This is a genomic window from Eubacterium sp. An11, from assembly GCF_002161065.1.
Classification (GTDB): Bacteria; Bacillota; Clostridia; order Lachnospirales; family Lachnospiraceae; genus Anaerobutyricum; species Anaerobutyricum faecale.
The window spans coordinates 195,598-209,523 of the sequence record NZ_NFLV01000004.1 but is presented as its reverse complement, the minus strand read 5'-3'; the positions used below and the strand labels follow the sequence as shown (position 1 = coordinate 209,523).

The window sequence follows — 13,926 nt, the reverse complement described above, 5'->3', positions numbered from 1 at the left end:
TCTGATCGTGAAACTCAGGCGGCCAGATAAGGGGTGATCGCCTCAATGATTCTGTCCATCTCATCCTCGCGCTCCATGATGCGTAAGTCGATGGCCTCCCTCAGGTTCATGGTCATAACTCCCAGCAGGGACTGTGCGTCAACGACGTATTTGCCATAGATCAGATCAAAATGGCTGTGGAAATCTTCAATGGCTTTTACAAAAGAAGTAGCGTTATCTACGGTTTCAAATTTCACGGTAAAAGTTTTCATCTTTGTATCTCCTTTTCTTATTAAAAATGTATTTCTTTTCTCACGGTGAAATCCAGTTCACTATATGCGATTACATAAAATTTGTCAACTGTTTTTTCGCAGGAAAAAATATTATTTTTCTACGGGGAGAAAAAAGATAAATGAATAAATTTCAGTACAAAATTTCATGCTAATCTTAAGTCATTTTTTATCCGGAGAGTAAGACTGACAGAGCGCTGCCATCGGGGATTCATAAAAAATTAAGAAAGAAAAGAAAAATATTTCATAAAGTAAAAAAAAGAAAAAACGGGAATATAAATGTCAGAAAATGTATGTTTTTTGAAAGTTTCTTGCAATTTGCAGGCTGAATAGATATAATAGATACGTGATGTGAAAAAAGAAATATTAGAAAGGAAGGAATTCACATGAAAAAATTCTTATCAATGGCTTTGGTTGCAGCAATGACATTGTCTTTAGCTGCATGTGGAAGTAATTCAAACAATGAGGCAGACAGCACAGGAGCGGACAACGCATCATCAGATAAAACTTACGTAATCGCAACAGATACTGTTTTTGCTCCGTTTGAGTTCTCTGATGAAAACAACAACTTCGTTGGAATCGACGTGGACATCCTTGCAGCGATCGCAGAAGACCAGGGATTCAAATATGAGCTGAACTCTCTTGGATTCGATGCAGCAGTTGCTTCTCTTGAGTCCGGACAGAGCGACGCGGTTATCGCCGGTATGTCCATCACTCCGGAAAGAGAAAAGAAATATGATTTCTCCGATGCTTACTTTGATTCCTACGTGGCTATCGCAGCAGCTGCAGACAGCGACATTAAAGGACTGGATGATCTGAAGGGCCAGACAGTGGCAGCCAAGACAGGAACACAGGGTGCTGACTGTGCAGAATCCTTAAAAGACCAGTATGGTTTTGACATCCAGTATTTTGATGAGTCCTCCCTGATGTATCAGGACGTTATCACAGGCAACACTGTGGCATGTTTCGAGGATCAGCCGGTTATGGCTTACGGTATTTCCCAGGGCAACGGCCTTAAGATCATAGCAGAAGAGAAAGATAATTTCTCCACACCATATGGTTTCGCCGTGCTGAAAGGAAAGAACGCTGAGCTGCTTGAGATGTTCAACGCAGGTCTTGCTGATATTAAAGCAAACGGAACTTATGACGAGATTATTGCAAAATATACTTCCGCTGAATAATTAAAAGGATGATTTGCTATGAATTTAATTCAGGTATTAAGTGAAGTCTACCCAACCCTTCTCCAGGGGTTGGGTATGACCATTGAAATTACAGTATTGTCCCTGCTCATTGCCATGGTGCTGGGCATTTTTGTATGTTTGATGAACATTTCCAACAATGTCGTTCTCCGCGGCATTGCGAAGTTTTATATCTGGCTGATCCGTGGAACGCCAATGCTGGTGCAGGCATTCTATTTCTATTTTGCCATGCCGCAGCTGATTCAGTCCGTCACAGGATCTCAGTTCAGAATCACGGTATTTACTGCCAGTCTGGTGACACTGACACTCAACGCCGGCGCATACATTTCTGAGATTTTCCGTGGTTCCATTGAGTCTGTCAATAAAGGACAGATGGAGGCCGCAAGAAGTCTGGGATTAAGCTATGCCAAGTCCATGCAGAAGATCATTCTTCCGCAGGCGGTGCGTATCTGTCTTCCGTCTCTGGTCAACCAGTTCATCATCACATTGAAGGATTCCACCATCCTTTATGCCATCGGTTTGTCAGAGATCATGTACAATGCGAAGATTTATGTGGGAAGAACCATGGAGTCTTTTGCCACCTATACATGGGTAGCCATTTTCTTCCTCCTGATCGTTACGATTCTGTCATTCATTTCAAGAGCCGTTGAGAGGAGGATGAATGCATAATGGATAATAACAATAATGTTAAGATTAAAGTAAAGGGACTGAAGAAGAGTTTTGGCTCCCTTCACGTATTAAAGGGGATCGACGCGGAGATCACCACAGGAGAGGTGATCTGTGTCATCGGGCCGTCCGGTTCCGGTAAGTCCACCTTCCTTCGCTGCCTGAATCGTCTGGAGGAGGCCACAGAAGGTGAGATTTTAGTGGACGGAGAGAGTATCACCGGAAAGAACAGTGATATTGATAAGATCCGCCGGCACATCGGTATGGTGTTCCAGCAGTTTAATCTGTTCCCGCACTATACGGTAAAGGAAAATATCATGCTGGCACCGGTGGAACTTAAGATCAAGACAAAAGAAGAAGCCGAGAAGAAGGCGATGGAGCTTCTGAGAAGAGTCGGTCTTGCGGACAAGGCGGACGCGAAACCGAAGGAACTGTCCGGTGGACAGCAGCAGCGTGTGGCTATCGCCCGTGCGCTGGCCATGGAACCGGATATCATGCTCTTTGACGAGCCGACTTCCGCGCTGGACCCGGAAATGGTCTGTGAAGTTCTTGACGTTATGAAAGAGCTGGCTGCAGAGGGTATGACCATGGTGGTTGTTACTCACGAGATGGGCTTTGCCCATGACGTTGCCGACCGGGTATTCTTCATTGATCAGGGTGTGATCATGGAACAAGGCACACCGGAGGAGGTCATGGATCATCCTCAGAATGAGAGAACACAGAGCTTCTTAAGTAAAGTGTTATAAAATAGACGTAAATGCGTCAAACAGACTATATTGGATGAAGAGGGGCTGCAGCGGAATATGGGTATATATTTTGCTGCGGCCCTTTTTGCAGGAGGAAATTATGCGAATCGTAGTAAAAGTGGGCACATCCACTTTAACCCATGAAAGCGGACGGATTAATATCCGGAGAATTGAGACATTGTGTAAAGTATTGAGCGACATAAAAAATGCCGGACATGAATTGATCCTGGTTTCTTCGGGAGCGATCGGACTGGGCGTCGGCAAGCTGAATCTGAAAGATAAGCCGGAGGATATGCCGACCAAACAGGCAGCAGCGGCCATCGGCCAATGCGAGCTGATGTACTTATATGACAAAAAGTTTCTGGAATACAACCACATTGTGGCGCAGATTTTGATCACTGGTGCAGATTTTGAAAATGAGACCAGCAGCAACAATATCAGAAATACGATAGACCGGCTTCTGGAGTTGAATGTAATGCCGGTTGTCAATGAGAATGACTCCATTGTGACGGACGAGATTTCTGTGGGAGATAATGACACCCTGGCGGCCATTGTTGCCAAAAAGGTGGAGGCAGATCTGATGATCGTCTTAAGCGATATTGACGGACTTTACACGGCCAATCCGCGGGAAGATCCCAATGCGGAGATCATCGATGTGGTTTTCTCCATCACGCCGGAGATTTACGAACTGGCAGGAACCAAAGGAACCCGTCTTGGTACCGGCGGTATGATCACCAAGATCAAAGCGGCGGAGATTGCCATGGAAGCAGGAATAGATATGATTATTGCCAACGGAACACATCCGGAGAATCTCTATCGGATTCTGGATGGAGAGAAGGTCGGAACAAAGTTTCGGGGGAGAAAATAAACAGCAAAAAGGCATGACAGGCGGCGTAAGGCAGCCTGTGAACGCGGGAGTCGGGAAGACTCCGGAAAATAAACGGAGCCACAGGCTCCGCAGGGGAGGTAAGAAAATGACGACAAAGGAAATACTGGAGCAGGCCAGAGCGGCAAAAGCAGTCATCAATTCAGCAGATGAGAAAACAAAAAATCATGCTCTGGAGCTGATGGCAGATCATCTTTACGCAGAGCGTGAGAAGATTCTTGCCGCCAATCAGGAAGATATGGAAGCGGCGAAAGGAAAAATATCCGATGTGATGCTGGATCGTCTTCTTTTGACCGAAGACAGAATTGCCGGTATGGCCCAGGGGATCCGCGAGCTGATCGCTCTGCCGGACCCGGCCGGAAAAGTACTGAGAACCATCAGGCGTCCCAACGGCATGGTCATCGAAAAGACAGCCATTCCGCTGGGGGTCATCGCCATCATCTATGAGAGCCGTCCGAATGTGACCAGTGATGCGGCTGCGCTGTGTATCAAGAGCGGAAACGCCTGTGTTCTCCGGAGCGGCAAGGAAGCGTGGAAGAGCGCCCGGGCGGTGGTGGATGCCATGCAGAAAGGTCTGGAGGAAGCCGGACTGCCAAAGAGCAGCGTCAGCCTCATCGAGGATACCACCAGAGCCAGCTCCACGGAATTGATGAAGGCCGTGGGATATGTGGATCTGCTTATTCCGAGAGGAGGAGCCGGACTGATCCAGGCCTGCGTGGACCAGGCGAAAGTACCTTGCATCCAGACCGGAACCGGTATCTGCCACGTGTATGTGGATGCGGCTGCGGACCTTGATAAGGCTCTGGCTATCATAGAAAACGCGAAGACCAGCCGTCCGAGCGTCTGCAATGCCGAGGAAGTGTGTTTGGTACACAAAGACATCGCTGCTACATTCCTTCCAATGCTGAAAAAACGTCTGGTGGATGACCGGGCGGCAGCGGGAGCGGTTCCTGTGGAACTGAGGCTGTGTCCGAGGGCAGCAGCGATCATCGATGGTACGCCGGCGGGAGAGAACGATTTTGATACGGAATTCCTGGATTACATCCTGGCTGTGAAAGTGGTGGACAGCGTGGAGGATGCCGTGGCCCATATTTCGGCTCATTCCAGCGGACACAGCGAGGCCATCGTCACAGAAGACGCGGCAGCTGCCGATTATTTTACCAGAAGAGTGGACAGCGCGGCCGTGTACGTCAATGTATCCACGCGGTTTACTGACGGCGGAGAATTCGGCCTGGGCTGCGAGATGGGAATTTCCACCCAGAAACTGCACGCCAGAGGACCGATGGGACTGGAGGAACTTTGCAGTTATAAATATATTATCCGAGGAAACGGACAGATTCGATAAGGATCAAAAGAAAAAAGCAAAAAGCTGCTGTGAAAATATAACACGGCAGCTTTTTCTTGACTTGAGAAAAAGTATATTTTATCATTACAGAATAAAGCGGTATATCAAAAAATATCGAAAGAATTACAGAGACTGACAAAGGAGAAAAAGATGGAATATACAGGATACGAAATACTCTGGCTGTTTTTTGTGTACAGCTTTCTGGGATGGGTGCTGGAGACGGCCTCCGCTGCCTTCAGGCAGAAACAGTTTGTCAACCGGGGATTGGTCAATGCGCCGCTCTGTGTGATTTACGGGATAACTGCCGCTGTGATGACGGTCTTTTTTGGAGAACTTCACGGCGTATGGCTGTTCGCGGCGGGATTTATCATATCTACTCTCATTGAATGGATCGCGGGCCACGCCATTGAGCGGATGTACCACGAGCGCTGGTGGAATTATTCTAAACTGAAGTGGAATCTGGACGGGTATATCTGCCTTCCCGTTTCCGTCTGCTGGGGGCTTCTGATCGTCGCCGCCATGGAATGGGGAAATCCGCTCTTTGTAAAGATCTACAGTCTGATTCCTGCCCTGCCGGGCAAAATTCTCGTACTGGTGCTGCTGGCGGTGCTGATCATCGATATCGCGGCAACCCTGTGCATTTTGTCGGGAAGAAGCAGACGGATGGAGCAGTGGGAGGAAGTGGATTCCTGGCTTTCGGGCATCAGTTCCCGTCTGGGAAGATGGATTTACGGGTTTACGGACCGGAGAATCCGCCGGGCTTATCCCGATATTGTTCACCGGAAAAAAGAAGAAGCGGCGGTCGGACAGAGGGTGTTCGCCGCCGGCTGTGGTTTTTATAAATTGTTTTGGCTTCTGATCATCGGCGCCTTTTTGGGCGACATTGTGGAGACCCTGTTCTGCCGTATGAAGATGGGCATCTGGATGAGCCGCAGCAGTCTTGTGTGGGGACCGTTCAGTCTTGTCTGGGGAGTGGCCATCGCGGCGGCGTCCCTGCTGCTTTATAAATACAGAGACAGGTCTGACCGCTTTTTGTTCCTGGCGGGTACTTTTCTGGGCGGAGCCTACGAGTACATATGCAGCGTTCTTTCTGAGCTGGTTTTTGGAAAGGTGTTCTGGGACTACAGCAAGATGATGTTTAATCTGGGAGGCAGGATCAACCTTTTATATTGTTTCTTCTGGGGCATTGCGGCGGTGGTCTGGATGAAGGGACTGTATCCGGTGTTTTCCCGGTGGATTGAAAAGATACCCGTAAAGATTGGAAAGATCCTCACCTGGATTCTGGTGGTGTTTTTTGTCGTCAACATGGCGGTATCTTCTCTGGCGCTGATCCGGAGCAATCAGCGGAGCGATCAGATTCCGGCGACTCATCAGTGGCAGAAGATCATGGACGAACATTTTGGCGATGCAAAATTAAAGAAAATTTATCCAAATGCCATCGAGGTGGACTGACACCAGAATGTGCAGCGCGGAACGATATGTTTCGTCCAGAATTTACATTTTATGAAAAACGCGTTTTTCTCTCAAACTAAAGATACTGAATGTACTTTCAGAATACGCAAAGAAGGAGAGAGCGCGATGCAGAAACAACAGTTGGCAATGGCAGAGATTCCTGTGCAGGAAATGGGAGAGCTGTATGAGCCCGGGCAGGCTCTGGCGGCGGGAACCGCATTTCCTGACCTGAACCTGCCATTTTTTGCTGTGCCGGAAAAAATGATGGAGAATCCGCCTTCTGCGGAGTCCTATCAGGGGAAAACGGAGACACAGCAGAAAAAATTAAAAAAATTAACGGAGATCAGTTTTGTGGTGGACGATCTGAATCTGTACCTGTGCACCCATCCGGAAGATGAAAAGGCTTTTGAAATCTTTCAGGAATACGCAAAACAGAGAAAACAGCTTCTGGCGGAGATGAGTGAGGAGCATTTTCCGCTGTGCGGGGAAGCGGCAGAAGAACTGGCGGACAGGAAAAAGGAGCCGTGTCCGTGGAAAGGAGCGGATGGCTATGTGGTATTATGAGAAACGACTGCAGTTTCCGGTCAACATTAAGCGAACCTGTCCCAGGACGGCGAAACTGATCATCAGTCAGTACGGAGGACCTGACGGCGAGCTGTCGGCGTCTCTCCGTTATCTGTCCCAGCGTTACACCATGCCGTTAAAAACAGTGGGAGGACTGCTCACGGATATAGGGACAGAGGAGCTGGGCCATATGGAGATGATCTGTGCCATGGTGTACCAGCTCACTAAAAATCTGTCGGTGGAAGAGGTGGAGAGAGCGGGATTTGCGCCGTATTATATTGATCACACGGCGGGGATCTGGCCGCAGGCAGCGGCGGGACTGCCCCAGTCTGCCGTGGAATTTCAGTCCAAGGGAGACGCGGTTACAGATCTGATGGAAAACCTGGCGGCGGAACAGAAAGCCCGCACGGTCTACGATAATCTGCTCCGGGTCATCAAAGAGCCGGATGTGCGGGAACCGCTGAAATTCCTTCGAAGCCGGGAAATCGTTCATTTCCAGCGGTTCGGAGAAGCGCTGGAGAGAACGAAGGAGAAGCTTGACAGCCGGAACTTTTATTATTTTAATCCGGAATTTGACAAGCAGTTCCTGTAGAGGAAACAAAACGTAAAACGCCGGTCTTTCTTCGTTCAGTCCCCGGGGACAGGATATCTGCTCCCGGACGGCTGTCTTGTGAAAGACCGGCGTTTCTATAGTATGCTATTGTTGTGACCGGAATGGTGTGTTGGTTATATGCTATTCGATGTCGATATCCAGCGGTTCATCCAGATGTTCGGATACATACTTGCCGTTTTTCTTTCGCTGCCGGACACATTCCGTGAGGAGATATTCAATCTGTCCGTTGACGGAGCGAAAATCATCCTCGGCCCAGGCGGCGATAGCATTATAGAGCTTTTCTGATAAACGGAGAGGAACCTGTTTTTTCTTTTTTTCACTCATGTCTGAATTATCACATCCTAAATTAGTAGAGGGAGCCTGCATTGACGATCGGCTGTGCCTCATGATGTCCGCAGAGGACAACCAGGAGATTGGAAACCATGGCGGCCTTTCGTTCTTCGTCCAGATCGACGATATGGCTTTCATTCAGATGTTCCAGAGCCATCTCCACCATACCCACAGCGCCGTCCACGATCATCTTTCTGGCATCTACCACAGCGGATGCCTGCTGTCTCTGGAGCATGACGGCTGCAATCTCCGGAGCATAGGCCAGATAAGTGATTCTCGCCTCGATAATCTCCAGTCCGGCATCGGATACTTTCTCCTGAAGTTCGTCTTTGATACGACGCACGACCACTTCGCTGGAACCGCGGAGAGAACCGTCGTCAGCCAGGCCGTCACCGGTGGTGTCCACGTTCGGAGCCACGTCGTAAGGGTAGATACGCACGATATCCCGCACAGCACTATCGCACTGAAGAGAAAGGTATTCTTTGTAATTATCTACGTTGAATACTGCCTTGGCAGTATCAGTCACTCTCCACATGACGGCGATACCGATTTCCACCGGGTTGCCGAGGCAGTCGTTGATCTTCTGGCGGGCGTTGTTTAAAGTCATGACCTTCAGAGAAATCTTCTTGCTGCCAAGGTCCATGTTGGCGGAAGCACCGTTATTGTTGAGAGAGAGGGAGAGGCCGCCTTTGTGATTTTCCGCGTCCACATCGCCGCTCTGTCCCAGTCTGGTTTTGGCTGCCGGATTCACGCTGGAACAGAAAGGATTTACAAAATAAAATCCTTCACCCTTTAAAGTGCCCACATACCTGCCGAAAAGAGTGAGGACCAGGGCTTCCTGTGGTTTTAAAACCTTCAGTCCGCACAGGAGAATCCATCCAAGGGCAATCCAGATGATGCTGACAGTGATCAAGATGACATTTCCTCCGAAAGCGATGCCGGCGATACTGATACAGCAGTAAAAAATAGCCAGTGCGTAGAGGAAAAGTGTGAGGAGCAGCATGAGCATTCCGTTCTTTTTTGTGCCTATGATCTTTTCTTTCATAAATAAAACCTCCTTTTTGCGAAGCGGTGTATTCCAGAACAGAGATACCGGCCTTCGCTTGCCATAAAGCATAAAGTATTATGTTGATACTTGAATGATATCATTTTGATATCTAAATGTCAACAATATTTTGAGGGAATGCGAGAATGGAAACGCAAAAAACTGCCATACAACGGGGGTTATAAAAACCAGCCGTGGTATGGCAGTCGGTATGTATCAGATATTGAGTTTAAAAATACAGCTGCACCAGCGCTGCCTCCGCGCTGAGCATATCTGCTCTGGCTTCCCTGGAAGAGAAGGTGTTCAGTTCCCGCATCTTCTGGTCAAGGCGTTCGGCATAGTCGCGGTAATTATCAAGGGTGATCCCTTCAATATCGTCATCCGAAAGAATCTGCGGCGGATAGTACCGGCGGAACATGGCTTTCAGGTAGGTGAGGGTGGCCTTGTCTGTGATGGCCTGATACATTTCGATCACCTTATCAAAATCCATATCCTTGAGCGCCTGATAAATGGTATGGAATAATTCGTCATTGATGTGCAGGGCGGTCAGCGTCTCGTCCACCATCTTGTCGTCGTTCTGGAACAGGGAAAGGTATCCGAACAGATACATCAGATTCCGGAACCCTCCGGCAAAATCGGAGAGATGGTATTCTTTAAAGAAGGCATCAAAATATATCTTGGTACGATATACACTCTCGATGAGCAGATGCCGGATGGAAATCTCCCGGTAAGGTCCTGGCAGCTGCGCCTTGTCCATATGGACAGAGGTGAGAGTCAGCGACTCAATGAAACGTGCCAGAGTAACCCGGCAGGCGTGATATTCGGAATATGCGTTCATCCACATGATCATCGGAAGCTTCTCTTCATAAGGACAGTGAATAAAGTCATAAAAATGTGTGAACTCGTGAAAGAGAATGAACTTCACATAATTCTCCGAGTACAGATGTACATTGGGATTCAGATGAAGAATGTACTCTCCGTCCATCAGTTCCAGAAGATTAAAACAGCCTTCCACGTATTTGTCCGTGTCATATTTGACGGCGGTAATCTTCGCGTCACTGTCGATATCATATTTTGATTTGTATTCTTCCCAGAGAAGATTGATCTGTGTCAGATTCATAAACCGCGCCCCTTATAAAATAATTACAAAATTCTTAACATATAGTTAAATTATACAGCAGAGAACATTATTTTACAAGGGAGATTTTAGCACTTTCACGGGGAAGTTTCGGGAAAATCCATAAAAATCATGGGTGCCGCCGATGGAGACGGTATGTTTAGTGATCGATGGCTGCATAGTAATAAAACATCTGCGCGTACAGATTTCCTTCGGATAAATCTTTTTCGCTGACCCAGTCGCCAAAGGAACAGGTGCCCCGTTTTGGAAGGTAATGCGGGTCCAGAAGAAGAAACTTTCCGCTTTTTTTGTCGTAATCAGCGATGGTCACGTAATGCCCTGGCACGTATGCGATGGCGGTATCTCCCTTTTTCAGCTTCTTTTTCAGCTGGGACAAGGATTCCCCGCTGCCGTCATAACGGAAGCCGTATTTGTAGCCAAATTTTTCAGCGGCGGCCCGGAAAAAACCACTGTCGGTGCCGTAGCCCTCGATGCGGTAATGTTTTTCCACGGCGTAATCTGCCAGCTGTCTCGGGCTGGCGTACTGTCCGGTCAGAGAATAAATGGTATTCATCACTGCAAAAACACCGCAGCCGGAGGTGCAGAAGTTATTGGAAGAAGGATCCGGATTCTCCCCGCTTCCATAATAGACATCCGCCCAGTCCGCATCAAACTGCGTGAAAACCCGCAGATTGGACTTACCCACGGCTTTTTGTGTCCGGTTTAAACGCCAGGAAATATCCGGGACGCTGGTAAAGGACAACAGTCCGGCGGTATTATGGCCGAAGTACCGGTTGGTGGCCGTATCCTGAATACCGTAATAACTGCCCTTTCTCACGAAACGAAACGTACCGGCCTGCCCGGCGCCGCCCCAGATGGAAGAAAGGTCTCCGCCGGAAGCAGAGCGGCCGGAAGGCAGCTGGTCGGACAAAAGATACTGACCGGTGTCGTTGCGGCGGATCTGAAAGCAGTTGTCGCCAATGCAGGTAATCCGGCAGGTAAAAGACGCATCGTTTGGCTGGCTGGTCTGGTGCATGAGGCGCAGGACCGGGGTGTCGGAGCCTGTACCGGAATGATAGCGGAATACATAGCTGCCGTCAGCCAGAAGCTGTTTTTCCCGTCCGTCGTAGACAAGGCAATTGAAGGTGAAATCTTCTTTGGTGATATAGCCGTAATCGGTGCCGGATTCTCCCTCATATTCCACCTCGTACCAGGAATCAGAGACCCGGGAAGCTGTCACGCCGGAAAAAGACGGCAGATATTCTTTTAATTCTCCGCCCATGGAATGATAGACCGCCACATCGTGCCGCACGGTGGCAGAGATTGTATCAGTCCCTGTTTCATAACCATGTTCAAAAGCGTACGCCGGATGGGAAAACAGAAGAAGACTCATAAAAACAAAGAAAAAGAAAAATCGTTTCAAAAACCTGACCTCCCGAATATGTCGAAAATATTATAAGATATGTCGAAAGTGTTACATTTGTTCCGTATTATAGCATAGAATATGCCGTGTGAAAAGATTCGAACTTCCTTTTTTGTCAGGTTTTCTGCGGTCAGAATCAGTCTGACAGTCTGTGAAAACTGTTAAAGAAATAGTAAGAAATTCCTGAGGGGCAATGGTTTGTAATCAATGGGAGTTTGTAGTAAAATAGACAAAGACATGCCTGACGGGCAGGGAAACTGTCAGGAAGATAAAATAACAGAAAAGGAGTTTTAAAAGGACAAATGGAGCAGAAGAAAAAAGTATTTAACGTGGTGGAGGATATGCTCAAGACTTCTTTTGGAGAAAAAGTGCGGCAGCGGCTGTTTGAGGAGCTGAGCAATCAGGAGATCGGAGAACTTTTGCGGGATCAGGTGGAGCCTTTCAATTCTCTGATGGCTTATTATAAATGCGCGCTGATGGAGATCGAGACAAAGTTCCGGGTGCTCAATGAAGAGTTTTCCCTGCAGCATGACCGCAATCCCATCGAGTCTATCAAGACGAGGCTGAAGAGCATGGACAGTATCATTGAGAAAATGCACCGCAAGAACATTCCTTTTTCTGCCAAGAGTATAGAGGAGAATCTGACGGACATTGCCGGTATACGGGTGGTCTGCTCCTTTCAGGAGGATATCTATTTTCTGGCATCCTGTCTGCTGGGACAGGACGATGTATTTTTGATCGAAAAGAAAGATTACATAGCCAACCCGAAACCCAACGGCTACCGGAGCCTGCATCTGATCGTGGAAACGCCCATATTCCTGGGTTATCACAAGAAAATGATGAAGGTGGAAGTACAGCTTCGGACCATCGCCATGGATTTCTGGGCCAGCCTGGAACATAAGCTGAAGTACAAAAAAAATCTGGAAATTAGGCAGCTCACACAGGATCTAAAGGAATGTGCCGATGAGAGCGCAATCCTGGACGCCAAGATGGATGCCATCCGCAAACGGATTGAGCAGCTGCAGTATACACAGGATGAGGAGAACAGGGAAGAGGAAGAAAAGGAAGAAGCCTGACAGGAAGCGGATCATCGGTATGCAGGGTACAGAGGATTGGAAGCGGGGAGAAGTACAGAGTGCCCGAAGACAGAGCCGGATATATGAAATCAGAGAATCTGTCATATATCCGGTATATTTAATAGAAGAAAGACATAGTTAAGTTATATACGACGGAGGTCATCATATGATTTATGTGTCTTTTTTTATTGGTCTGCTGTTAATCTGCAAAGGCGGGGACTGGTTTGTGGACGCCGCTTCTTTCATTGCCAGAGCATTTGGGATCCCCAAGTACATCGTCGGAGCCACCATCGTCAGTTTTGCCACCACCATGCCGGAGATTCTTGTCTCTGTGGCGGCGGCGCTGAAAGGCAGTTCTGTCATGGCCATCGGAAATGCGGTGGGCTCCGTGTCCGCCAATACGGGGATTATTCTGGGCATCAGTCTGTTTTGTCTGCCGGTGGCGATCCGGAGAAAAGAGTATCTGACCAAGAATATTCTCTACATCGGATGCCTGATTTTGCTGTTTCTTGCCTTCCAGGACAGAGTCTTTGATGCCGGAGACTGCATTTTTCTGCTGATGGGCGGGATTTTGTTCCTGGTAATGAATGTAAAAAATGCCATGACGGGCCGGCAGGAACAGGAGAGGATCCCGGCGGGCAAAAAAGAATTCGGCCGGCATATCTTTTTCTTTCTGTTTGGCGCCGCCTGCGTGGTCATCGGATCGGAACTGCTGATCGACTCCGCCTGCGCTCTGGCGAGACAGTTCGATATTTCCGAGGAACTCATTTCTGTTACCATCCTCGCCATGGGAACATCTCTGCCGGAGTTTGTCACAACTATCACGGCTGTCATAAAAAAAGAATCTTCTTTGTCTGTGGGAAATATTGTGGGAGCCAACGTCATTGACACCGCATTTATTCTTCCCATCTGCACACTGATCACCGGAGAGTCATTGGCTGTGGCACCGCAGATGGCGCAGATTGATCTCCCCATCTGTATTCTGCTATCAATGATCGCTCTGCTGCCGATGCTGATCCGGGGGAGAATCCGGCGTATCGACGGCGCGTCGGTATTGGTGATTTATCTGATTTATTTTTGTATCATTACAAAAGGATAGTGGAAAAATTTTTATTATTTAAGGGAATAGATGGAAATTTTAAATACAATATGATATAATGCCTGTGTCTGGATGTATAATTATAGATGTTGCAAG

15 protein-coding genes are annotated in these 13,926 nt (G+C 48.1%); 10 read left to right on the top strand and 5 right to left on the bottom strand.

Annotation, left to right across the window (positions count from 1 at the left end):
• Positions 1–14 precede the first annotated feature (14 nt).
• On the bottom strand, positions 15–251 hold the full coding sequence (locus tag B5E53_RS05425; RefSeq protein WP_087313022.1) for an HPr family phosphocarrier protein: 237 nt from the start codon (positions 249–251) through the stop codon (positions 15–17).
• Between the two features lie 404 nt (positions 252–655).
• On the opposite strand from B5E53_RS05425, the gene B5E53_RS05420 reads away from it, so the two are divergent.
• The 8 genes from B5E53_RS05420 (at position 656) to B5E53_RS05385 (ending at position 7,719) form a co-directional block, all read left to right on the top strand.
• Positions 656–1,450, top strand: coding sequence for a transporter substrate-binding domain-containing protein (locus B5E53_RS05420; RefSeq protein ID WP_087313021.1), 795 nt, complete (start codon positions 656–658; stop codon positions 1,448–1,450).
• Between the two features lie 18 nt (positions 1,451–1,468).
• Positions 1,469–2,137, top strand: a complete 669-nt coding sequence (locus tag B5E53_RS05415; protein ID WP_087313020.1) for an amino acid ABC transporter permease — start codon at positions 1,469–1,471, stop codon at positions 2,135–2,137.
• The gene (locus B5E53_RS05410) at positions 2,137–2,880 is read left to right on the top strand and encodes an amino acid ABC transporter ATP-binding protein (RefSeq protein ID WP_087313019.1); all 744 of its coding nucleotides are present in this window, start codon (positions 2,137–2,139) and stop codon (positions 2,878–2,880) included. The genes B5E53_RS05415 and B5E53_RS05410 overlap by 1 nt, the downstream gene beginning before the upstream one ends.
• A 100-nt stretch (positions 2,881–2,980) precedes the next feature.
• On the top strand, positions 2,981–3,748 hold the full coding sequence (gene proB, locus B5E53_RS05405) for a glutamate 5-kinase (protein WP_087313018.1): 768 nt from the start codon (positions 2,981–2,983) through the stop codon (positions 3,746–3,748).
• A 106-nt stretch (positions 3,749–3,854) separates the two neighbouring features.
• On the top strand, positions 3,855–5,111 hold the full coding sequence (locus B5E53_RS05400) for a glutamate-5-semialdehyde dehydrogenase (RefSeq protein WP_087313048.1): 1,257 nt from the start codon (positions 3,855–3,857) through the stop codon (positions 5,109–5,111).
• A 150-nt stretch (positions 5,112–5,261) separates the two neighbouring features.
• Positions 5,262–6,563 (top strand): putative ABC transporter permease, encoded by a 1,302-nt coding sequence (locus B5E53_RS05395; protein ID WP_087313017.1) that lies wholly within the window; start codon positions 5,262–5,264, stop codon positions 6,561–6,563.
• Between the two features lie 126 nt (positions 6,564–6,689).
• A complete protein-coding gene (locus B5E53_RS05390; RefSeq protein ID WP_242963525.1) occupies positions 6,690–7,127 on the top strand; it encodes a spore coat protein CotJB in 438 nt (145 codons plus the stop codon).
• Entirely contained in the window at positions 7,114–7,719 is a 606-nt protein-coding gene (locus tag B5E53_RS05385) for a manganese catalase family protein (protein ID WP_087313015.1), read from the top strand. The genes B5E53_RS05390 and B5E53_RS05385 overlap by 14 nt, the downstream gene beginning before the upstream one ends.
• A gap of 141 nt (positions 7,720–7,860) precedes the next feature.
• On the opposite strand, the gene B5E53_RS05380 is transcribed toward B5E53_RS05385, so the two are convergent.
• From B5E53_RS05380 to B5E53_RS05365, 4 genes are all read right to left on the bottom strand, one after another.
• Positions 7,861–8,064: a PTS ascorbate transporter subunit IIC gene (locus tag B5E53_RS05380; RefSeq protein WP_087313014.1), complete on the bottom strand. Its 204-nt coding sequence runs from the start codon at positions 8,062–8,064 to the stop codon at positions 7,861–7,863.
• Between the two features lie 22 nt (positions 8,065–8,086).
• Positions 8,087–9,115: an SPFH domain-containing protein gene (locus B5E53_RS05375; protein ID WP_087313013.1), complete on the bottom strand. Its 1,029-nt coding sequence runs from the start codon at positions 9,113–9,115 to the stop codon at positions 8,087–8,089.
• A 229-nt stretch (positions 9,116–9,344) separates the two neighbouring features.
• A complete protein-coding gene (locus B5E53_RS05370) occupies positions 9,345–10,235 on the bottom strand; it encodes a hypothetical protein (protein ID WP_087313012.1) in 891 nt (296 codons plus the stop codon).
• 157 nt (positions 10,236–10,392) lie between these two features.
• On the bottom strand, positions 10,393–11,655 hold the full coding sequence (locus B5E53_RS05365; protein WP_087313011.1) for a C39 family peptidase: 1,263 nt from the start codon (positions 11,653–11,655) through the stop codon (positions 10,393–10,395).
• A 302-nt stretch (positions 11,656–11,957) separates the two neighbouring features.
• Here B5E53_RS05365 and B5E53_RS05360 point away from each other — a divergent pair, with 302 nt between their 5' ends.
• Positions 11,958–12,731, top strand: a complete 774-nt coding sequence (locus B5E53_RS05360; RefSeq protein ID WP_087313010.1) for a GTP pyrophosphokinase family protein — start codon at positions 11,958–11,960, stop codon at positions 12,729–12,731.
• Between the two features lie 166 nt (positions 12,732–12,897).
• Positions 12,898–13,830, top strand: coding sequence for a calcium/sodium antiporter (locus tag B5E53_RS05355; protein ID WP_087313009.1), 933 nt, complete (start codon positions 12,898–12,900; stop codon positions 13,828–13,830).
• Positions 13,831–13,926: the final 96 nt, after the last annotated feature.

What these genes read in the sequence shown, in the direction of transcription:
- B5E53_RS05400 (WP_087313048.1), top strand. Translation starts at nt 3,855, where the DNA reads ATGACGACAAAGGAAATACTGGAGCAGGCCAGAGCGGCAAAAGCAGTC.
- B5E53_RS05410 (WP_087313019.1), top strand. Translation starts at nt 2,137, where the DNA reads ATGGATAATAACAATAATGTTAAGATTAAAGTAAAGGGACTGAAGAAG.
- B5E53_RS05380 (WP_087313014.1), bottom strand. Translation starts at nt 8,064, where the DNA reads ATGAGTGAAAAAAAGAAAAAACAGGTTCCTCTCCGTTTATCAGAAAAG.
- proB (WP_087313018.1), top strand. Translation starts at nt 2,981, where the DNA reads ATGCGAATCGTAGTAAAAGTGGGCACATCCACTTTAACCCATGAAAGC.
- B5E53_RS05390 (WP_242963525.1), top strand. Translation starts at nt 6,690, where the DNA reads ATGCAGAAACAACAGTTGGCAATGGCAGAGATTCCTGTGCAGGAAATG.
- B5E53_RS05355 (WP_087313009.1), top strand. Translation starts at nt 12,898, where the DNA reads ATGATTTATGTGTCTTTTTTTATTGGTCTGCTGTTAATCTGCAAAGGC.
- B5E53_RS05370 (WP_087313012.1), bottom strand. Translation starts at nt 10,235, where the DNA reads ATGAATCTGACACAGATCAATCTTCTCTGGGAAGAATACAAATCAAAA.
- B5E53_RS05375 (WP_087313013.1), bottom strand. Translation starts at nt 9,115, where the DNA reads ATGAAAGAAAAGATCATAGGCACAAAAAAGAACGGAATGCTCATGCTG.
- B5E53_RS05360 (WP_087313010.1), top strand. Translation starts at nt 11,958, where the DNA reads ATGGAGCAGAAGAAAAAAGTATTTAACGTGGTGGAGGATATGCTCAAG.
- B5E53_RS05395 (WP_087313017.1), top strand. Translation starts at nt 5,262, where the DNA reads ATGGAATATACAGGATACGAAATACTCTGGCTGTTTTTTGTGTACAGC.
- B5E53_RS05420 (WP_087313021.1), top strand. Translation starts at nt 656, where the DNA reads ATGAAAAAATTCTTATCAATGGCTTTGGTTGCAGCAATGACATTGTCT.
- B5E53_RS05415 (WP_087313020.1), top strand. Translation starts at nt 1,469, where the DNA reads ATGAATTTAATTCAGGTATTAAGTGAAGTCTACCCAACCCTTCTCCAG.
- B5E53_RS05425 (WP_087313022.1), bottom strand. Translation starts at nt 251, where the DNA reads ATGAAAACTTTTACCGTGAAATTTGAAACCGTAGATAACGCTACTTCT.
- B5E53_RS05385 (WP_087313015.1), top strand. Translation starts at nt 7,114, where the DNA reads ATGTGGTATTATGAGAAACGACTGCAGTTTCCGGTCAACATTAAGCGA.